Origin of the sequence: Photorhabdus noenieputensis (genome assembly GCF_018448935.1) — a bacterium.
GTDB classification, from domain to species: domain Bacteria; phylum Pseudomonadota; class Gammaproteobacteria; order Enterobacterales; family Enterobacteriaceae; genus Photorhabdus; species Photorhabdus noenieputensis.
In genome coordinates this window covers 16160-36359 of the sequence record NZ_RCWC01000004.1, presented here as the reverse complement: position 1 = coordinate 36359, position 20200 = coordinate 16160, and the positions used below count along the sequence as shown (strand labels likewise).

Here is a 20200-nt window from a genome sequence, read left to right as displayed (position 1 = left end):
ATTAGCTAAAATATATTTTAGAAAACAATATAGCACGCAATCACATTATAAAAAACTCCAATACGGTACATAGGTTAATGCTACAATATAAAACTTCTCCTCAATACTTCTTTCATCCCTCTGAAATAGAGTAGGGATGACTAAAGATAAATACAAGAAATTGACAAACATTGATAGGTAAAATCGATAAACACACCATTGTTTTTATCCTTTAATTAGTATAAATTAGCTACAACTGAGCCCGGCCCCCTGGCTTAAATCTTACTTAATGAGATGATTGTTATGGCTGGGCCTTCTTATATTCGAACTATGAGAATTGCAGCGCTATGACTGAACCGGTCAAAGTTCATAAAGAATATGACAAACTAGTCGATCTATTACAATTTCGAGGTATGAATATTACTGATCGTAACTATGCTATTAGAAAAATAGCTCAAGTTGGCTATTATCGATTGTCAGGATTTTGGTATCCATGCAGAATTCCTCATATTACTACTGATAATATCTCTATTCGCACAGATAATTTTCGCCCCGGAGTAAAATTTGAGGCAGTTTATGATCTTTATCTATTCGACAAACGATTAAGGCTTCAAATAATGGATGCTTTAGAGCGCATAGAAGTTTTTGTCCGCTCAGTTATTGCTCATGAGATAGGCAAATATAGCCCTCTTGCTTATTTTGATGATTCATTTATCAATCCAAAGCATCTAGTACCACATAAAAATGGTAGAAATAGCTCAAGAAATGAATGGCTAGAAAAACATTCAAAAGAGATATCAAAAAGCCGAGAGGATTTTATCAAATGGCATGAAAGACGATATAAAGGAATACCATTCTGGGTAGTTATTGAAATTTGGGACTTTGGTCTAATGTCGAAATATTACGCTATGATTAAAGATAAATACAGGAATAATATTCTTGCTAGGTTAAACATTCCCCCAGGAAATGGCCCAATATTACAGAACTGGCTAAGTGCAATGAATGTACTTAGGAATCGATGCGCACATCACTCCCGGATTTGGAATAAAGTTAACGAACCAAAACTAAAGCCACTACCAAATCATCCTTTTTTTAATAAATTAGGATTAACTGATGATTCCTATGAAAGAATGTACGGCATGATTGCTATATTATGGTTCTTGATTAAAGAGATCGGCCCAAGTTCAAAATGGATATCCACTGTAGCAGATTTAATAGATAGCAAGCCAGAACTACCCGGATGCAATTTAACAGCAATGGGGCTACCTAATAATGATGGATTCCCCCGAGCATTATTTGATATAGAGTGATCAACCAACCAGAATAGAACTGATATAGAACTGATGATGGTGGATTACTTATTTACAATGACTCTACTGATAGAAAGAGCATTAGTAATAAGAAAAAAGATCTTATTCAGATCTTTCTCCCGTCAATATTTCGGTAGAAATTTTAAGTCTCGGCGGGCCAACTCACTTACTTGCCGAAGTCTTTTTCAATGTCATGAATTAAATCATCCGCATCGTTAAAACGTGCATTCATTGAACTTCTCGCCTCATTCATAGCCTCAACAGTAACTCTGTTAGGGATTTTCTTGATCTCGAAAGGTAGTGCCTTTTCTTTGGCTACCATCGTTACAGCAATGCGTAAAAAGTCAGACATTTTAATCCCAATATCGGCTAAAACATCGGTTGACTCTTGCTTAATTACCGGGTCTATGCGTGTGCGAACATAAGTTTCAATACCCATTTAATACCTCGTACATGCTGATTTTTGTAGTATTATCGTAGGGTTGAGTTGAGATATTACCTTTCAGTGACAATCTCAATAGGCTTAACAATCAATACACCGTACCTCAAAAAGTCAAAACCTGATAAAACGCCAATAACCAAACGATAACGAAAGAAAATACACCCGCGATAATATCATCCAACATGATGCCTAATCCGCCATGAACATAGCGATCAAACCAGCGAATTGGCCACGGTTTCCACATATCCAGAATACGGAATACTATAAAACCAGTTAAAACCCACTGCCAGTTAACCACAGGGATTGCCATAAATGTGATCCACATACCGATAAATTCATCCCAGACAATACTACCGTGGTCATGAACCTTCATATCATCAGAAGTACGCTGACAAATCATTATGCCGAAAAACATCCCGACAATAATAACCAACCAGCAAATCCATTCCGGAAACTGGACCAGTAATAACCAGAATGGAATAGCCGCCGCCGATCCCATTGTCCCCGGCACAACCGGCGACAGCCCACTACCAAAACCTGTCGCTAATAGATGCCAGGGATTACTCATCCGTAAACGACGCTTTGCCTTATCCATGTGCTTCCTCGGTAATAAAGTGATCGAACCCTTTTAGATCTAATTTAATCTCTTTATTATTGCTGTAATAACGAACTCCCTCCGATTCCGCCATAATCTGTCCAACACAGCTAAAACCAGCGCCGGTATGCGCCAACGCAATTTCCAACGCGCCACGATTCCTTTCCGGAACGGTAAAACATAGTTCATAGTCTTCCCCACCACTCAAAGCCCACATCAAAGCTTGTTGTGGTTCAACATACTGTTTCATCGCATCAGAGTAAGGAATCGCATCCAGATTTATTCTGGCTCCACATCGGCTGGCTTTCAGAATGTGGCCCAAATCAGAAATCAAACCATCAGACAAATCAATAGCTGATGTTGCCAAGCCACGTAGTGCTTGACCTTGCAAAATACGAGGTTGTGGCCTGAGATGGCGCTGAACAAACCAATTGTGAGATACCGGATCAAAAATTTGCAGACGGTTTTGTAACAGGGCCAAACCCGCCGCACTATCGCCTAACGAGCCACTTACATAAATCCAATCGCCATTTTTTGCGCCAGTACGCCGTAGCGCTCTGCCAGCGGGAACTAAACCATGAATCGTTAACGTCAGACTCATGGGGCCGCGAGTAGTGTCACCACCAATAAGCTGCATACCATAATAACGTAACTGCTCAAACAGACTGTCACTGAAACTACTCAGCCAACGCTCATCCACTTCCGGTAATGTTAATGCCAATGAAAGCCAGGCAGGATCAGCACCGACAGCAGCCAGATCACTAAGATTCACAGCGAGAGATTTGTAAGCTAAATCTTCAGGGGAGGTATCAGGTAAAAAATGAACGCCTGAAACTAAGGTATCCGTACTAACCGCCAATTGTTGTTTATCGGCCAGTGTCATCAGTGCACAGTCATCACCAATACCTAAATTCACATCACGCCGGTTAGTCTCCTGGCGATCAAAATAACGTGCAATGAGGTCAAATTCGCCACATGCCATAATAAAATCCCAAAAAGTTACTGATGATCATGAACATAAGGCCGGTACCCCGGCCTTACAAATCATCGTCTACGGTGGGAAAAACCCGACAAGCAGTCGCTTATCTTTTTCTGCGCACTGCCGGACCAGACTTATCCAGTACTCCGTTCACGAATTTGTGACTATCTTCAGCACCGAAGACTTTTGCCAACTCGATAGCTTCGTTAATAGCCACTTTATAAGGGACATCATCACGATAACTTAGTTCAAACATAGCAACACGCAAAATGGCTTTTTCTACCTGACCTAACTCTTCGAGCTGACGGGAAAGATAAGGAGCCATCAAAGCATCCAGCTTAACTGCATTCACAGCTACTCCTGACAGCAATTCACGAAAATAGGTTACGTCAACACCAGTGACGTCCTGCTCCGACAGAAACTGTAATTCAACATCAGCAACGCTATTGCCAGATAATTGCCATGAATATATAGCCTGAACAGCGCACTCACGAGCACGACGACGAGCAGCAGGTTTCACAAGATTCCCCTTAATTAAAACTAAAATCAGCCTTTAATGGCATTAATTACATTGACCATTTCCAGTGCGGTTAATGCGGCTTCTGCGCCTTTATTACCCGCTTTGGTTCCAGCGCGCTCAATCGCCTGTTCAATGCTTTCTGTGGTCAGAACACCAAATGCCACTGGGATTTCACTGGACATCGCCACATTGGACAGACCAGAACTGCATTCACCAGCAACGTATTCAAAATGAGCGGTACCACCACGGATAACTGTACCTAGCGCGACAACGGCGTCATATTTTTGGGTTTCGACCAATGTCTTCACTGTCAATGGTAACTCGTAAGCACCAGGAACCCAGACAACAGTGATATTCTCTGAGGCAACCTGACCGATACGCTCAAGCGCATCTATCGCGCCTCCTAACAGACTGTCATTAATGAAGTTGTTAAAGCGTGCAATGGCAATCGCCACACGAGCTTGTGGAGCTGCAACAACACCTTTGATTACGTTCATAACCTTCCTTCTATCTGTTCATATCCGCAGGGGGGCGGATTCTATCATATTCTTTTGTTAGCTGCGCCTGCCGATTTAGCAGCGGAGCATAAAAACAGGTAAATTAATCCACACTCACATATTCAGTCAGTATACAGGCCGCAGACGTAGGCGAAGATCAGGCCCCACTTGCTGTATATCAAAAATGTCAAATTCCGGTGCCTCTGCCAGACTTTTGAGTGCAGGAATAGTAAACAAACCACAAGCCGTATCACCTAGCACTTTTGGCGCAACGTAAAGAACCAGTTCATCCACCAACCCTAAAGTTAGCAATGCCCCCGCCAGTGATGCTCCGCACTCAGTCCAGACCGTATTGATCTGGCGCTTCCCTAACTGCATCATCAATGACACTAAATCTACCCCAACACCATGAGCAGGTAACAGTATCTGTTCTACATTTTCAGACCAGTCATGCTCATCTGCTTTAGTACGAGCCAGCCAGCAATAACCGGGCTGTTGTATCACCTGATGCTGAGGGCCAACACGATTCTGACTGTCAATAATAACACGTACTGGTTGACAAAGATTTTCCTCGGGATAAATCGCCTGAGTTTCTGCGTCCAATTGACTCCAACGAACTGTCAAGTGAGGATCATCAGCCAGCACAGTACTACTGGAACTCAGAATCGCACTACATTGCGCACGGAATTTTTGTACATCATAGCGAGCTTGAGGCGATGTAATCCATTTACTTTCGCCAGAAATCAGCGCCGTTCGCCCATCAAGAGAAGAAGCCATCTTCAACTGAACATACGGGAACCCGGTACGCATCCGCTTCAAAAATCCCCGGTTGAGAGATTCAGCTTGCTCCATCATCAGCCCATGTTCTACTGCAATACCAGCCTGTTGCAGCTTATAAAGCCCTCTTCCTGCTACCTGTGGATTAGGGTCCTGCATCGCCGCAACCACACGGCTAACGCCAGCCGCAATCAACGCATCGGCACAAGGCGGTGTCTTACCATGATGACTGCACGGCTCAAGCGTGACATAAACAGTTGCGCCTTTAACTTTATCTCCGGCCATCCGTAAAGCGTGAACCTCAGCATGCGGCTCGCCAGAACGTAAATGAAAACCTTCTCCAACAATCTGCCCATCACGTACAATCACGCAACCGACGTTAGGATTAGGTGACGTGGTAAAGCGACCTTGACGCGCCAATTCCAAAGCGCGCGCCATATACTTTTTATCATTATTCACTGGCTCAACCTTGTAATTTAGCAATCTCTTCACCAAATTCACGAATATCTTCAAAGCTGCGATAGACAGAAGCAAAACGGATATAAGCAACTTTATCCAATTTCTTCAACTCATCCATGACCAAATTACCAATCATTTTGGATGGAACTTCCCGCTCACCGGTAGCACGTAACTGAGATTTAATATAGCTAATCGCCATTTCTACATCATCAGAACTAACCGGGCGCTTCTCCAATGCTTTTTGCATACCACGGCGCAATTTTTCTTCATCAAACGGCTCTCGGATATCGTCACTTTTTATTACTCTAGGCATAACCAGCTCAGCCATTTCAAAAGTGGTGAATCGTTCATGACACTCAAGACACTGACGCCGACGGCGCACCTGCGATCCATCCCCGACCAAACGAGAGTCTATCACTTTGGTATCAACAGCAGCACAAAATGGGCAATGCATATCGTTTCCTGATGGTTAATCCAAACTAAATTTACAGTTTATCCTTAATCTGAATAAAAAACACCCTGTCAGCCGGATACTCACAGGGTGTTTGAACAGCATTAAGGGAGAATAATTAAGGCAATAAAGATGGCTGATCAGCCCCTTCCTTCTCAACTTTTTGCTGGATCATGTGTTCACGCTTCATACCCAGTTTCAACGCCAAAGCGGAAGCAACATAGATAGAAGATATCGTACCGATAGAAACACCGATTAACATCGCTAGTGAGAAACCCTTCAACATCGCGCCGCCGAAAATATACAACATCAGCACCACCAGTAAGGTAGTCGCGGATGTCATGATTGTACGACTCAATGTTTGCGTCAGAGAGACGTTCATAATTTCATACGGCGTGCCACGGCGGATCTTACGGAAGTTTTCACGGATACGATCAGAAACCACGATACTGTCATTCAATGAGTAACCGATAACCGACATCAGAGATGCCACAATGGTCAAGTCAATCTCGATATGGAACAGCGACAGAACCCCTAGCGTGATGATGACGTCATGAGCAAGCGCGAGAACCGCTCCCAATGCCAAACGCCATTCAAAACGGAAGCCAACATAAATTAAGATACAGATAAGCGCCGCCAACAACGCCATTGCACCATCTTGGGCGAGTTCAGCACCGACACTCGGCCCAACAATTTCAATACGATTGACACTCGCATCTTTATCAATGGTGTCATTAATGACCTTAATAACCTTTTTACCCAGTTCCTCATTAGCCGCTCCCGTAACTGGTGGCATACGCACCATCACATCACGGCTACTACCGAAATTTTGCAACAGCGGATCTTCAAAACCCGCTTTTGCCAGGCTATCACGCATCTTATCCAGATCAGCAGATTGACTGAGTTTGATTTCAATTACCGTACCACCGGTAAAATCGAGCCCCCAGTTAAACCCGCGGGTTGCCATCATAAAAACAGAAGCTACCAACAGCAGCAACGAAATTCCGAAAGCAACGTTGTCCCAGCGCATAAAGTCATAGACTTTACGACCGTAGTTCAATTGTTCAACAGTATAATCCTGTGCCACAACGTGCTCCTTAAATTGACAGCTTCTTAATACGCTTACCGCCGTAGCGCAGATTGACGATTGCACGAGTACCTACAATAGCGGTGAACATAGAAGTCGCGACACCAATTGACGTTGTTATCGCAAAGCCTTTAATTGACCCGGTACCAACAGCATAAAGAATGATCGCAGTAATCAACGTGGTCAGGTTAGCGTCAATAATACTAGAGAAAGCCCCTTTATAGCCTTCATGTATCGCTTGTTGCACTGTCCGGCCATTACGCAATTCTTCTTTGATACGCTCGTTGATCAGCACGTTAGCATCAACCGCCACCGCCAGCGTTAACACAATACCAGCGATCCCCGGCATGGTTAACGTCGCCCCTGGCAACAGAGACATGATACCGACAATCAGCACCAAGTTAGCCAACAACGCACTGCTCGCAATCACACCGAATTTGCGATAGTAAATCACCATAAACAGAATTGAAGCAATTAAGCCCCACAGACAAGCCTCTAAACCTTGTTCAATGTTTTGCAAACCAAGGGTTGGCCCAATGGTACGCTCTTCCACAATCTGAATCGGCGCAATTAAAGCCCCCGCACGCAACAATAAGGATAACTGACGTGCTTCGGTTGCGTTGGAAAGGCCCGTGATACGGAAATTGTTCCCCAGACGAGTCTGAATATTAGCAATGTTAATCACTTCTTCATGTTTAACTAACATCGCCCGACCGTTAGCATCTTTCTTACCGCTGTCTTTATATTCCACAAACAATGTTGCCATTGGCTTACCAACATTATCTTTGGTGAAATTAGACATCGCTGTGCCACCGGCACTGTCCAGTGAAATACTCACCTGTGGATTACCATATTCATCGGCATCCGAGATTGAATCTGTAATGTGATCACCGGTCAGAATAACACGCTTGTATAGCACAACCGGATTACCATCACGGGTGTCCTTCACCTCAGAATCACCTGGCACACGGCCTGATGCAGCCGCAGTAGAATCAATGCTGGTATTGACCAGACGAAATTCCAACGTTGCTGTCGCGCCAAGAATCTCTTTTGCACGAGCCGTATCCTGAATACCCGGTAATTCAACCACGATACGGTCAGCGCCCTGACGCTGAACCAAAGGCTCAGCCACACCCAATTGATTAACACGGTTACGCAAGATGGTAATATTCTGCTGCACCGCATAAGAACGGGCTTCGCGCTGACGTTCATCGCTCATCACCGCTTTCAGAGTGTTATTGGTTCCAATACTGAAAACTAAATCACGGTGACGACCTGTAAGATAGTTTTCCGCCTCAGCACGCGCTTTTTCATCACGGAAGCGAATTTCTACACCGTAATTATCAATTTTACGGACAGTGGAATAAGGAATACCTTTTTCACGCAAATCAGTGCGCAGGCCATCAATATTCTGCTCTTGCAGTTTACCTAATGCCGTTTCCATATCCACTTCCATTAGGAAGTGCACCCCTCCTCGCAAATCGAGACCTAGTTTCATTGGCTCGGCACCAACCTTACTTAACCAGGTTGGTGTTGCTGGTGCCAGGTTCAATGCCACCACGTATTGATCACCTAATGCGGACATCAATACTTCACGGGCACGAAGTTGAATATCGGAATTATTGAAACGAGCAAGAATAGCGCCATTTTCCAGCGCAACAGATTTACTCGCGATTTGATTTTTTTCTAAAACATTATGGACTTGGGCCAGCGTTTGTTCACTGGCGGCAATGCCTCGCGCGCCAGTGATTTGTACAGCCGGATCCTCACCATAAAGGTTGGGAAGTGCATAAAGCAAACCGATGAGGATCGCAGCGATCAGCATCAGATACTTCCACAAAGGATAACGGTTTAGCACGGCAGTTCCCTTCGGGAAAATCAGAAATTATAAAGCTTTCATTGTACCTTTCGGTAAAACGGCAGCGACGAAATCACGTTTAATGGTCACTTCAGTAGTCTCATTCAGTGCTACAACGATATACCCCGTGTCAGAAACTTTAGTGACACGACCAATCAAACCACCATTGGTCATCACCTCATCACCTTTGGAAATAGAATCCATCAGCTTTCTGTGTTCTTTAGTACGTTTCTGTTGTGGACGCAGGATCATGAAGTAGAAAATCAAGCCGAAAACAACCAGCATGATGATCAAAGAATATGGGCTTCCCTGAGCCGGTGCGCCAGCAGATGCTGCTGCTTCAGAAATAATACTCATTAAACTTCCCTCATTGTTATCAAATTCAATAGTAATCAAAAACCAGCCGCAATATGCTATACACACCGAAACCAGTCAATCACTACTTAAGTCAAATACTTAATGCCGGAACGGGTTTACCAATCCGTTGATAAAAATCTTCAACAAACTGTTCAAGATTACCTTCTTCGATAGCTTGACGAATCTTAGCCATCAGGCGCTGATAATACCGCAAATTATGGATAGTATTCAGCCTTGCACCGAGAATTTCGTTACAACGATCGAGATGATGCAAATATGCCCGACTATAATTCCGACAAGTATAACAGTCACACTGCTCATCCAGAGGAGAAGTATCCTCTTTATGTTTGGCATTACGGATTTTAATCACACCATTGGTCACAAAAAGATGACCATTACGGGCATTTCGGGTTGGCATCACACAATCGAACATATCAATGCCGCGACGAACTCCCTCCACCAAATCTTCCGGTTTCCCCACGCCCATCAGATAACGCGGTTTATCTTGCGGGATTTGCGGACAGACATGTTCAAGAATACGGTGCATATCCTCTTTAGGCTCCCCTACCGCCAGACCGCCTACAGCGTATCCATCAAAACCAATCTCTACCAGACCTTTTACTGAGATGTCACGTAAATCTTCGTAAACACTTCCCTGAATAATACCAAACAACGCGTTTTTATTCTGTAATTCATCAAAACGCTTACGACTACGCGCCGCCCAACGTAAGGACATCTCCATCGAACGTTTTGCATAATCCCAATCAGCAGGATATGGCGTACATTCATCAAAAATCATGACAATATCAGAACCCAAATCATACTGGATTTCCATCGATTTTTCTGGACTAAGGAAAACCGGAGTACCATTGATTGGGTTACGGAAATGTACACCTTCTTCTTTGATTTTACGCATTGCGCCAAGGCTGAATACCTGAAAACCGCCTGAATCCGTCAAGATTGGGCCATGCCATTGCATAAATCCATGCAGATCGCCATGAAGTTTCATGATTTCCTGCCCTGGACGTAGCCACAGATGGAAAGTATTGCCCAGCAGGATCTGCGCACCGGTTTCCTTTACCTCCTCCGGTGTCATCCCTTTTACCGTGCCATAAGTCCCAACAGGCATAAATGCCGGCGTTTCTACCACGCCACGCTCAAAAATCAGACGACCACGACGCGCTTGACCGTCAGTAGTTTGTAATTCAAATTTCACTTAACCTCCAGGCATCAGATAAACAGTCCGATGCTGTTGTTCAAAACCAGACAAAGTTGAAATTTACCGTTGAGCTGAGATATTCACATAACCCTATTTACAACAACTTCAACAATATATTCCAGTCAATGCCATAATCATTACATTGAATTAAGAAATCTTTTCCTTGCAAGCGAAGGGATTCCGACGAATAAACATAGCATCACCGTAACTAAAGAAACGGTATTTTTCTGCAACCGCCTCTTTATAGGCACTCATCGTATTTTTATAACCCGCAAACGCAGAAACCAACATGATAAGTGTCGATTCCGGCAAATGGAAATTAGTAATCAACGCATCCACAACCTGATATTCAAACCCTGGATAGATAAAAATTTGCGTGTCATTAAAAAACGGCGCAATTAACCCATCCTGGCAGGCTTTTGCTGCACTTTCCAGCGATCGCACTGACGTTGTGCCAACGGCAACAACTTTGTTACCTCGCGCCTTACATGCCAACACAGCATCAACCACATCCTGTGGCACTTCTGCATATTCGGCATGCATGATATGGTCTTCAATAGTCTCTACTCGCACTGGTTGGAAAGTACCGGCACCAACATGCAATGTCACAAAAACCATCTCCACGCCCTTTTTACGCAGCGCTTCCAACAATGGTTCATCAAAATGAAGACCAGCGGTTGGCGCAGCTACCGCACCGGGCCGCTCACTGTATACAGTCTGATACAACTCACGGTCTGCCTCTTCATCAGGACGATTAATATAAGGCGGCAAAGGCATATGGCCGATGTCATCCAAAATAGACAACACATCGCGCTCATCATCAAAACGTATTTCGAACAGACTATCATGGCGGGCCAACATGGTTGCTTTAAGACTTTCATTGTCCCCCAACAACAGCTCAGTTCCCTCTTTTGGCGCTTTAGAAGCACGCACATGTGCAAGTACTCGTTTATCATCCAACACCCGTTCAACCAGCACTTCCAGCTTACCGCCGGTAACTTTTCGGCCGAAAATACGCGCAGGTATGACGCGAGTATTATTGAAAACCAGTAAATCTCCGGCATTCAGCTTATCGAGAACATCCGTAAAAACACCATGCGTTAATGCCCCTGTTTCACCATCAAGCGAGAGCAAACGGCAGCCACTGCGTTGTGGTTGAGGGTAATGAGCAATCATTTCGTCAGGAAGTTCAAAAGTAAAATCGGAGACACGCATTATATTTAATCATTCAGAAAAACAGGCGGACTAGTCTAGTGCCGCAGCTCTGAGGGTGCAACAAATAAGCACATAACTTCACGGATTTATATTATAATCACCGAATGAATTTTCTCGCTCACCTTCATTTAGCTACTCTGGCTGACAGCTCCTTACTAGGAAATCTGATGGCAGATTTTGTGCGCGGTAATCCAGAGGGGCAATACAGCGCTGATGTGGTTGCTGGTATTCGTATGCATCGGCGGGTTGATGTATTAACAGATACCCATCCATTGGTTATTCAAGCCCGTCACTTGTTTAGTGCTCCATATCGACGGGTTGCGCCGATTACTTTGGATATTATCTGGGATCACTTCCTCTCCTTGTATTGGGATAAACTAGTTCCTACCCACTCATTACCGGCATTTATTCACCATGCTCGCAACCAGATTGAACCTCACCTTTATTACACTCCCGAAAAATTTCAGGAGCTGAATGAATTTTTATGGCCGCAAAACTGGCTGATCCGCTATGCAGATCTTGCATTTATCGCAGATGTATTAACAGGCATGGCCCGAAGGCATCCCAAATTATCGGCTTTATCTGGATCATTTCAGGATATAGAACAACATTACTCTGATTTTGAAACACTATTCTGGCAATTTTATCCCTATATGATGGAAAAAGCAGAAAATAAGGATTTTTACTATCCACCTCAATAAGCATTATTGTTGCATATTATCCTTACGAAATAATTCGTGGATGCAGATAGCAAAAAATCATTCAGGTAATACGGTACTTTCGCATATTTAATGATTTCTTCATTCCTGATATCCAGAGATACAATCACAATTTCTTTTCTCCAGCGTGCCAGCCGTTTGGCTGGCATAAGATGAATAGTAGGAAATGACTTTCTAACGCTAACTTTCATTCGGAAAGATCTTCATCAGGGGGACCTAAGCGATCCAATTCGGCCAAAATCAATGGAATTTGAGCTTCTAAATTGGCAGGTCTTTTATCTTTACTCCACCAGATAAGCGATCCACGACGTTTATAATCGACCTTACTGACCGCTTCTTTGCCGTTTAATAAGAATTTCACCATAAAGGCGACTGCCAGAGCTTTATCATTGCCACTACTTAAGAAAGCAAAAGTATAACTGCTGACATTAGGGATAAAGACACGTTCGATAAGGTTATTATTTTCATCCAGTCCGTAGACTTTGAGATACAGAATATTGGTTTTTTCCATCATACCTAATTGTGGATAACGGGCAGCATAGGCTTTACCTTTATGCCAAGTGTAGAAAATCTGTCGTTCACGGTCGATAATTAATGGTGCCTGACTCTGCCAAAAAAATATACAATATACAAAGGGTGGAATAATCAATAGATAGAGCAGAAGGAAACTTATATCAATTATGAGCAATCGGGTGCTGCTTGGGTAAAAAGTATAACGATAATATAAATATTTCCTTAGTGAAATTTCTTTATCATCACCAATATAACGAGCATCTTCCATATAATCAGGTAAATCATTCCGTAGATAAAATTCTTCTCCATATTTTTTCTTCGCCAAGTTTACCCAACTATGAATCCACGCTTCATTTTTTTTTCTCGATTCCATAAAATCGTTAACATTTAACACCAGACTACTAATAATCCCCAAAGTAACGGGAATTAGAACAATACTCCGATAACGACGCTGAGGATTCCTAACCCAGCACTCCTTATTATTAAGGTTGTCTAGTATCTCCACATGTTTAATGGTTTTTTCATCCTTAATATCTGGAGGAACTGCCAGAATTTCTTTTTCCCAGAGTGCTAGCCGTTTGGCTGGCAATGGATGAATTGTGGGAAACCATTTTTTGAGTAAATTTTTCAATCGTTGCTTCATTCGGAAAGATCTTCATCAGGGGGACCTAAGCGATCCAATTCGGCCAGAATCAACGGAATTTGAGCTTCTAAATCGGCAGGTCTTTTATCTTTACTCCACCAGATAAGCGGTTCACGGCGTTTATAATCCACTTTACTGACCTCCTCTTTACCGTTTAATAAGAATTTCACCATAAAAGCGACTGCCAGAGCTTTATCATTGCCACTACTTAAGAAGGCAAAAGAATAACTGCTGACGTTAGGGATAAAACCACGCCCGATAAGGTTATTATTTTCGTCCAGTCCATACACTTTGAAGAACAGAATATTAGTTTTTTCTGCCATACCTACTTGTGGATAGCGGGCGGCATAAGCTTTGCCTTTATACCAAGTATAAAAGATCTGCCGTTCGCGATCGATAATTAATGGTGCTTGTCGGCGTAAAAAAAACATAGCCCATACAAAAGGTGGAATAATCAGGAGATAGAATAGTAGGAAACTTATATCAATTATGAGAAGCCGGGAACTACTTGGGTAAAAGGTATAGCGATAGTACAGGTATTTTTTCAGAGAGATTTCCTTATCGTTGCCGATATAACGAGCATCTTCCATATAGTCAGGCAAATCATTTCGCAGATAAAACTCTTCACCATATTTTTTTTAGCTAAATTTACCCAACTATGTATCCACGCTTCATTTTTTTTTCGCGACTCTATAAAATCATTAACGTTTAACACTAGACTGCTAATAATCCCCAGTGTTACTGGGATCAAGGCAATACTTCGAGCGCGGCGTTGGGTATTGCGAATATGACATTCTTTATTATCAAGGTAGTCTAATATTTCTACATGTTTGATGGTTTCTGCATCCTTAATATCTGGCGGTGCTGCCAGAATTTCTTTTTCCCAGCGGGCCAGCCGTTGGGCTGGCAAAGGATGAATAGTAGGAAACCATTTTTTGATTAAATGTTTTAATCGTTGCTTCATTCGGAAAGATCTTCATCAGGGGGACCTAAGCGATCCAATTCTGCCAGAATCAACGGAATTTGAGCTTCTAAATCGGCGGGGCTTTTATCTTTACTCCACCAGATAAGCGATCCACGACGTTTATAATCGACCTTACTGACCGCTTCTTTGCCGTTTAATAAGAATTTCACCATAAAGGCGACTGCCAGAGCTTTATCATTGCCACTGCTTAAAAAAGCAAAAGTATAACTGCTGACATTAGGGATAAAAACACGTTCGATAAGGTTATTATTTTCATCCAGTCCGTAGACTTTGAGATACAGAATATTGGTTTTTTCCAGCATACCTAATTGTGGATAACGGGCAGCATAGGCTTTACCTTTATGCCAAGTGTAGAAAATCTGTCGTTTACGGTCGATAATTAATGGTGCCTGACTCTGCCAAAAAAATATACAATATACAAAGGGTGGAATAATCAGTAGGTAAAGCAATAAAAATACCATATCAGTTATTAAAATATTATTGCTATATTCATAATGGTTATAGCGATAATACAGGTATTTTCTCAAGGAAATTTCTTTATCATGGGCAATGCATTCATACTTTTTAAGAAAATCTGGTAGAGCAGGATCCAAATAAAACTTCTCGCCATAATCTTTTTTTGCATCGTTAACAGACCAAAGCAGATTATTTTCCGCTGCCCGCCATGTTTTAATAAAATCGTTAACGTTTAACACCAGACTGCTAATAATCCCCAGAGTTACTGGGATCAAGTTAATACTCCTGAAACGGCGCTGGGGATTTCTAACCCAGCACTCCTTATCATTAAGGCGATCCAGTATTTCCACATGTTTGATGGTTTCTGCATCCTTAATATCTGATGGTGCTGCCAGAAGTTCTTTTTCCCAGCATGCCAGCCGTTGGGCTGGCAATGGATGAATAGTAGGAAACCATTTTTTGAGTAAATTTTTCAATCGTTGCTTCATTCGGAAAGATCTTCATCAGGGGGACCTAAGCGATCCAATTCGGCCAGAATCAACGGAATTTGTGCCTCTAAATCAGCGGGTCTTTTATCTTTACTCCACCAGATAAGCGGCTCACGGCGTTTATAGTCCACCTTACTGACCGCTTCTTTGCCGTTTAATAAGAATTTCACCATAAAGGCCACTGCTAACCCTTTATCATTACCACTGCTTAAAAAAGCAAAAGAGTAACTGCTGACGTTAGGAATAAAACCACGCCCGACAAGGTTATTATTTTCGTCTAGGCCATAAACTTTGAAGAACAGAATATTAGTTTTTTCTGCCATGCCTACTTGGGGATAGCGGGCGGCATAAGCTTTGCCTTTATACCAAGTATAAAAGATCTGCCGTTCGCGATCGATAATTAATGGCGCTTGTCGGCGTAAAAAAAACATAGCCCATACAAAAGGTGGGATAATCAGCAGATAAAGTAACAGAAAACCTATATCGACCTTGAAAAGATAACTACTATTTTCATAATAGGTATAGCGGTAATGCAGGTATTTTCTTAGAGAGATCTCTTTGTCGTTGCCAATATAGCGGGCATCTTCCATATAATCGGGTAAATCATTGCGTAGATAAAATTCCTCGCCATATTTCTTTTTCACTAATTCTATCCAACGATAGAGGTTATCTTCGCTTTTTTTTCTTGATTCCATAAAATCGTTAATGTTTAACACTAGGCTACTAATAATCCCCAGTGTAACCGGAATTAAAGCAATACTCCGGGCGCGGCGTTGAGTATTACGAATATGGCATTCTTTATTATCAAGGTAGTCCAATATCTCCACGTGCTTAATGGTTTCTGCATCCTTAATATCTGGTGGTGCCGCCAGAATTTCTTTTTCCCAGCTGGCCAGCCGTTTGGCTGGCAATGGATGGATAGTGGGAAACCATTTTTTGAGTAAATTTTTTAATCGCTGTTTCATAGTATGTGTTCCCCGTCAAAACTGCCTTTAATGGTATTTTCTGTTGTCGGTTTTTCTCCCCAGAAATAGCGCAGAGGGGAGAGAATATCTTCCGATTTCTCATAATACCAGTACAATTCACTAATGTGTGAATAAACTCCTATAGTTTCAGGGACTACTATCTCTAGTGTTGCAGTATCGCCATTTAGGGTAAGTTTTCCCTGTTCCTGAGCTTCCTTGAATTTGGCATTGCGAAAAGCATCGGGAGTATATTTGCGGCGGTTAATCTCAATATAATCGACTTTTTCTCCCCAATAAGAGGTTTTGGGTGAAGTCACAAAGATCCCTCGAATATTTGAGAGATTCATCTGAAAAGCAGGTAGAGTAAAACAATAAGTGGTGACCCCAAAGCCTTGATGTATTTTCAGTTGTGGCTGGATAAAGAGATTTAGAAATTCTTGGTTTTCTATAAGAAAGTGATCTTTGGTAAGATGATCCATTTCACGAGCAACTTCTAATTGTTTGGAAATTTTAGGTCTCCCATTTTCTCCCCAGAAAGCATATTCGTCCCCTGCTCCCCAGAAACAGTTATTCAGCACTTTCTCCAAATCTGACCAGGCACTGCTAGCTTGTACAATACTGCCACCGATAAGCAAACTAGCCCCGACGACTATCGCAGTAGGTACACCCGCAGTCAGGAAGGAGCCTACCGCCGCTCCGATCCAGATTGCAGTTGTTAAAATGGTGGAGCCTGTTCCTATCGCTGCCAAGCCATAACCCTCCACTTTATTACCCACTTTGAAAGCGTTACTGGCATCATAGAAGGAGATAATTGCTCCTAAATATCCGGCCACACTACCAGCAATACGGGAGAACTGATTGACCATTGCGATATTGATGGTTGGCACTTTTGACCCATTCATCAGAGCTTTCACTATGGGGGAGTTTACTTTGCTAGCCAGCGTTGAACCTATGGAAGTCAAATCGGCACTCATACCAATCACTGCGGTGCTAAAGCGCAGCAGATTCATATAGGTAGGTCCGGGTTGTAACGGGTTGTTGCGGGCATATTCTGTCTGCATAACCACATCGGCTAGGGTAAACGCATTGAGAAACAGGCTGACACCGGTCAATGAAGAATCAAACAGTAAACCAATAGAGGCTTTATTAGCCCCTTCTAAGGTAAAAAGCTGAACCGGCGAGTCCACACTGGTCTTAACTTCCGGTAGAGTTATCGCCGGTTTATTGCCAAGTGATTCCAGGCGTTTACTCCAGTTAATCATCCGTTCCCCGATAGCTTGTTGACGCATTGCTGGGTCAGGTCGGTGGCGATTCGTTTTCGATTCCAGCCGTTTCAGCACTTCCTGATAGCTCTGTTCACTAAGCGCCACTCTGCCATTGGGTTCAATCACCACCCCCAGCGTGGATAACAGGGCCGGAACCAATTGTTGGGTTATCTGGTCAATGGCTTTCTGGGGAATCTGCCGGACATAACTTGAACCCTGATAAATTGTCTGATTGGTATAGGCGCAGACGGTTGCCAGAAAGGTCCCCATCCCCAGCAGAATATTATCGACGCCACTAATAAACGGGCCCTTAAGCATCGGTGATTTTACTTTGTCGTTATTCAGTACGGTGACAACCCCGGTGGTAATGGTGCGCCAGAAGTTGCCATCCCCGTTGCCGTCTGACTCTTTGGCCGCAAGCTTTGCTAAAACCTGCTGGCCGGGCAAGGATGATTGCAGGTTGCCGAGCAGACCGGAGAGGATTTCACTGAAAAACCGAAACTCCAGCGCGTCCTCTTCTTCCAGCGTCTCCTTTTCATCTTGCAGTGAAAAGAAGTAGTGAAAGTAATTTTGCAGCCCGCCGACTTGATAACTGAGGTCCGGGTTATCCGCAAAGGCTTCAAACAGTTTCATAAACATCGCCTGACGCGCTTTAAAATCTTCGGTGACTTTTTTCAATTTCGGCCAGTCGTTGTTCCAGCGGTCCTGATGAATACTGTCATCTATTTTCTTTTTCAGCTCCGGGTTTTTGGTGGCTTTGAGCTTTTCGACATAGAAACCGATGGTCAGTGGGTAGATGTTGGAGGCGTTATAGCTCTGTTGCCACAAATTCAGAATAGAATAGGCTTCCACAATGTCCCGCTGACGGCCTACCGGGTCATGCAGGATCACAATCCGCGCCTGTTCATTCAGGTGCAGATAACTGTTGATTTCCTGGATAATCTTACCGGCGTCCATTTCGTAGCTGTCCTGAGTGGTCAGCGTATCAATACTGACGTCAGCCAAATCCAGTTCATTGATGTCTTTTTCAATGATGGCCTTGATGTTGGCAAACTGCTCCTGCCGGATTTTGTAATCGACAATCAGTTTTCGAAAATACTTGTCTGAGGCGTTAACCGCAAAGGGGGATTGCTTCTGTTCGAGATTGATGAACTGCATGGTTTTCTGCCGCAGTTCAAGACTGCTGTCAATCTTAGCCAGTACCGAAGAGTGCCACGGGTGTTCACTGTAGGCGATACTGATATTGATGACATCTTTGGCAACAAACAGGAATGGATGGCCTTCGCCACGAATGCCTGGCTCAGGGATAAGCCCTTCACTGGCATCTCTGCGGTTGAGGAACATATATTTTTTGAATTTCTCTACCCGCTGCTTTTTGCCGTTAACCTCTTTCTCTGACACGCAGTATTTAAAAATATGCAAATAGCCGCGGGCCTTGCTGCCGCGAGCGGTAAGCGGGTCTTCTTCCTTAATGTATATCCAGCCGGGACGCAGGAGGCGGGCGGCATAGCCTTTGGTTTGTTGGAGTGATGAAGAGAACATCAGGGTGTGGATATCCGGGGGCGCTTCTGGTTTTTCCAATTCTTTGCCGAAAAAGTTCACATAAGCATAGCGAACCGGGTAGATCGGTTTAATGTCGCAGTCACAGGGCTGAATATAGCTGTCTACCTCAAGATTTTGCGGGAACAGCTCGTAAGCTTTTTCTATTAATTTGTCAAATTGTTCCTGAATGTCAGTGGTCATAGTATTTCCTTGGTTGTTAATCTAAGGATGTCATGGATACACCGCAGCTACTTTCAATTATTCAAAAAAAATTCATACAACCAAAGGCTGAGAATATTTTCACTGGTTACAATCCTGAATAAGTTCATTGTTCAGGCGGTGAATTTACGCAAATGATTTAACAGCATTTCAAAACGCTGTTTGGAGGGATAGGATACAAAAGTATGAGCCGGATATTGCTTGAAACGGGAGAAATCAGAAGGGAAAAATGTGGATTTTCTCGCGTCAACTCATTCACATCATGTTTTATTTGTAAAAGTCTTTCCCTATTGGCGTCTTTAAGATTTCTCATTTCTGCCTCTGTTTTTCACGTTAGAAAGTTAATATAAATTTATATTTATCCCCAATAGATATCAAAGTTGATAGTTTAAGTAAATGTAAATTTTTGCTCAAAACAGTCAATAATATAAATTTTATAAATGTTTAAGTAACATAATTATTTAACTTATTTCAGTAAGCTCTTATTCCAATAACCCCTAATTGCCTGTCTATATTGGAGAATAATGATGAACACCGATGGACACAGAAACCGGCACACTCAGGTAAGAATGAAATAGTCTCTTGATTTGAATCCGAATAAACCTTTGCAAAAATCCCCTATTTTATTAAGGTAAAGAAAATAAAAATAAAGTATTAATA

The 20200-nt window shown here is 42.9% G+C and carries 20 protein-coding genes; 2 read left to right on the top strand and 18 right to left on the bottom strand.

Features of this window, described 5'->3' with window-relative positions:
- Nucleotides 1-326 precede the first annotated feature (326 nt).
- On the top strand, nt 327-1289 hold the full coding sequence (locus tag EAE91_RS04550) for an Abi family protein (protein WP_214087453.1): 963 nt from the start codon (nt 327-329) through the stop codon (nt 1287-1289).
- Between the two features lie 166 nt (nt 1290-1455).
- On the opposite strand, the gene EAE91_RS04545 is transcribed toward EAE91_RS04550, so the two are convergent.
- The 12 genes from EAE91_RS04545 to queA all read right to left on the bottom strand — a co-directional run bounded on the left by EAE91_RS04545 (nt 1456) and on the right by queA (nt 11745).
- A complete protein-coding gene (locus EAE91_RS04545; protein ID WP_214087452.1) occupies nt 1456-1728 on the bottom strand; it encodes a type II toxin-antitoxin system RelB/DinJ family antitoxin in 273 nt (90 codons plus the stop codon).
- A gap of 106 nt (nt 1729-1834) precedes the next feature.
- On the bottom strand, nt 1835-2326 hold the full coding sequence (gene pgpA, locus EAE91_RS04540; RefSeq protein WP_214087451.1) for a phosphatidylglycerophosphatase A: 492 nt from the start codon (nt 2324-2326) through the stop codon (nt 1835-1837).
- Complete coding sequence (gene thiL / locus EAE91_RS04535) at nt 2319-3308, bottom strand: thiamine-phosphate kinase (protein WP_214087450.1); 990 nt, start codon at nt 3306-3308, stop codon at nt 2319-2321. The genes pgpA and thiL overlap by 8 nt, the downstream gene beginning before the upstream one ends.
- A 100-nt stretch (nt 3309-3408) precedes the next feature.
- Nucleotides 3409-3825, bottom strand: a complete 417-nt coding sequence (gene nusB / locus EAE91_RS04530; RefSeq protein ID WP_036775075.1) for a transcription antitermination factor NusB — start codon at nt 3823-3825, stop codon at nt 3409-3411.
- Nucleotides 3826-3851: 26 nt separating this feature from the next.
- Complete coding sequence (gene ribH / locus EAE91_RS04525; protein WP_214087448.1) at nt 3852-4322, bottom strand: 6,7-dimethyl-8-ribityllumazine synthase; 471 nt, start codon at nt 4320-4322, stop codon at nt 3852-3854.
- A gap of 126 nt (nt 4323-4448) precedes the next feature.
- Nucleotides 4449-5558 carry a bifunctional diaminohydroxyphosphoribosylaminopyrimidine deaminase/5-amino-6-(5-phosphoribosylamino)uracil reductase RibD gene (gene ribD / locus EAE91_RS04520; RefSeq protein WP_214087447.1) on the bottom strand — a complete coding sequence of 370 codons (1110 nt, stop codon included), beginning with the start codon at nt 5556-5558 and terminating at the stop codon, nt 4449-4451.
- A gap of 4 nt (nt 5559-5562) precedes the next feature.
- Complete coding sequence (gene nrdR, locus EAE91_RS04515) at nt 5563-6012, bottom strand: transcriptional regulator NrdR (protein ID WP_036775072.1); 450 nt, start codon at nt 6010-6012, stop codon at nt 5563-5565.
- A 115-nt stretch (nt 6013-6127) separates the two neighbouring features.
- Nucleotides 6128-7096, bottom strand: coding sequence for a protein translocase subunit SecF (gene secF, locus EAE91_RS04510; RefSeq protein ID WP_214087446.1), 969 nt, complete (start codon nt 7094-7096; stop codon nt 6128-6130).
- Nucleotides 7097-7106: 10 nt separating this feature from the next.
- Nucleotides 7107-8954 (bottom strand): protein translocase subunit SecD, encoded by a 1848-nt coding sequence (secD, locus tag EAE91_RS04505; RefSeq protein WP_214087445.1) that lies wholly within the window; start codon nt 8952-8954, stop codon nt 7107-7109.
- Nucleotides 8955-8981: 27 nt separating this feature from the next.
- Nucleotides 8982-9311 (bottom strand): preprotein translocase subunit YajC, encoded by a 330-nt coding sequence (gene yajC, locus EAE91_RS04500; RefSeq protein WP_036775066.1) that lies wholly within the window; start codon nt 9309-9311, stop codon nt 8982-8984.
- A gap of 91 nt (nt 9312-9402) precedes the next feature.
- Nucleotides 9403-10527: a tRNA guanosine(34) transglycosylase Tgt gene (gene tgt, locus EAE91_RS04495; RefSeq protein WP_214087444.1), complete on the bottom strand. Its 1125-nt coding sequence runs from the start codon at nt 10525-10527 to the stop codon at nt 9403-9405.
- Nucleotides 10528-10677: 150 nt separating this feature from the next.
- Nucleotides 10678-11745, bottom strand: a complete 1068-nt coding sequence (gene queA, locus EAE91_RS04490; protein ID WP_214087443.1) for a tRNA preQ1(34) S-adenosylmethionine ribosyltransferase-isomerase QueA — start codon at nt 11743-11745, stop codon at nt 10678-10680.
- 104 nt (nt 11746-11849) lie between these two features.
- Between queA and EAE91_RS04485 the strand changes: the two genes are divergently transcribed.
- On the top strand, nt 11850-12446 hold the full coding sequence (locus EAE91_RS04485) for an acyl carrier protein phosphodiesterase (protein ID WP_214087442.1): 597 nt from the start codon (nt 11850-11852) through the stop codon (nt 12444-12446).
- Between the two features lie 205 nt (nt 12447-12651).
- On the opposite strand, the gene EAE91_RS04480 is transcribed toward EAE91_RS04485, so the two are convergent.
- The 6 genes from EAE91_RS04480 to EAE91_RS04455 are packed head-to-tail and all read right to left on the bottom strand — an operon-like array spanning nt 12652 to nt 19522.
- On the bottom strand, nt 12652-13620 hold the full coding sequence (locus EAE91_RS04480; protein ID WP_214087441.1) for a hypothetical protein: 969 nt from the start codon (nt 13618-13620) through the stop codon (nt 12652-12654).
- Nucleotides 13617-14210 (bottom strand): hypothetical protein, encoded by a 594-nt coding sequence (locus EAE91_RS04475; RefSeq protein WP_214087440.1) that lies wholly within the window; start codon nt 14208-14210, stop codon nt 13617-13619. The genes EAE91_RS04480 and EAE91_RS04475 overlap by 4 nt, the downstream gene beginning before the upstream one ends.
- Nucleotides 14165-14584: a hypothetical protein gene (locus EAE91_RS04470; RefSeq protein WP_214087439.1), complete on the bottom strand. Its 420-nt coding sequence runs from the start codon at nt 14582-14584 to the stop codon at nt 14165-14167. The genes EAE91_RS04475 and EAE91_RS04470 overlap by 46 nt, the downstream gene beginning before the upstream one ends.
- Nucleotides 14581-15549 (bottom strand): hypothetical protein, encoded by a 969-nt coding sequence (locus tag EAE91_RS04465; protein ID WP_214087438.1) that lies wholly within the window; start codon nt 15547-15549, stop codon nt 14581-14583. The genes EAE91_RS04470 and EAE91_RS04465 overlap by 4 nt, the downstream gene beginning before the upstream one ends.
- A complete protein-coding gene (locus EAE91_RS04460; RefSeq protein WP_214087437.1) occupies nt 15546-16514 on the bottom strand; it encodes a hypothetical protein in 969 nt (322 codons plus the stop codon). The genes EAE91_RS04465 and EAE91_RS04460 overlap by 4 nt, the downstream gene beginning before the upstream one ends.
- Entirely contained in the window at nt 16511-19522 is a 3012-nt protein-coding gene (locus tag EAE91_RS04455; RefSeq protein WP_214087436.1) for a toxin VasX, read from the bottom strand. The genes EAE91_RS04460 and EAE91_RS04455 overlap by 4 nt, the downstream gene beginning before the upstream one ends.
- Nucleotides 19523-20200 lie beyond the last annotated feature (678 nt).

Bases quoted from the DNA above. Each gene is read 5' to 3' on its own strand.
- EAE91_RS04475 (WP_214087440.1), bottom strand. From the start codon at position 14,210: ATGGAAGATGCTCGTTATATCGGCAACGATAAGGAAATCTCTCTGAAA.
- EAE91_RS04545 (WP_214087452.1), bottom strand. From the start codon at position 1,728: ATGGGTATTGAAACTTATGTTCGCACACGCATAGACCCGGTAATTAAG.
- EAE91_RS04455 (WP_214087436.1), bottom strand. From the start codon at position 19,522: ATGACCACTGACATTCAGGAACAATTTGACAAATTAATAGAAAAAGCT.
- thiL (WP_214087450.1), bottom strand. From the start codon at position 3,308: ATGGCATGTGGCGAATTTGACCTCATTGCACGTTATTTTGATCGCCAG.
- EAE91_RS04460 (WP_214087437.1), bottom strand. From the start codon at position 16,514: ATGAAACAGCGATTAAAAAATTTACTCAAAAAATGGTTTCCCACTATC.
- EAE91_RS04465 (WP_214087438.1), bottom strand. From the start codon at position 15,549: ATGAAGCAACGATTGAAAAATTTACTCAAAAAATGGTTTCCTACTATT.
- EAE91_RS04485 (WP_214087442.1), top strand. From the start codon at position 11,850: ATGAATTTTCTCGCTCACCTTCATTTAGCTACTCTGGCTGACAGCTCC.
- yajC (WP_036775066.1), bottom strand. From the start codon at position 9,311: ATGAGTATTATTTCTGAAGCAGCAGCATCTGCTGGCGCACCGGCTCAG.
- EAE91_RS04550 (WP_214087453.1), top strand. From the start codon at position 327: ATGACTGAACCGGTCAAAGTTCATAAAGAATATGACAAACTAGTCGAT.
- EAE91_RS04470 (WP_214087439.1), bottom strand. From the start codon at position 14,584: ATGAAGCAACGATTAAAACATTTAATCAAAAAATGGTTTCCTACTATT.
- ribH (WP_214087448.1), bottom strand. From the start codon at position 4,322: ATGAACGTAATCAAAGGTGTTGTTGCAGCTCCACAAGCTCGTGTGGCG.
- pgpA (WP_214087451.1), bottom strand. From the start codon at position 2,326: ATGGATAAGGCAAAGCGTCGTTTACGGATGAGTAATCCCTGGCATCTA.
- EAE91_RS04480 (WP_214087441.1), bottom strand. From the start codon at position 13,620: ATGAAGCAACGATTGAAAAATTTACTCAAAAAATGGTTTCCCACAATT.
- queA (WP_214087443.1), bottom strand. From the start codon at position 11,745: ATGCGTGTCTCCGATTTTACTTTTGAACTTCCTGACGAAATGATTGCT.
- nrdR (WP_036775072.1), bottom strand. From the start codon at position 6,012: ATGCATTGCCCATTTTGTGCTGCTGTTGATACCAAAGTGATAGACTCT.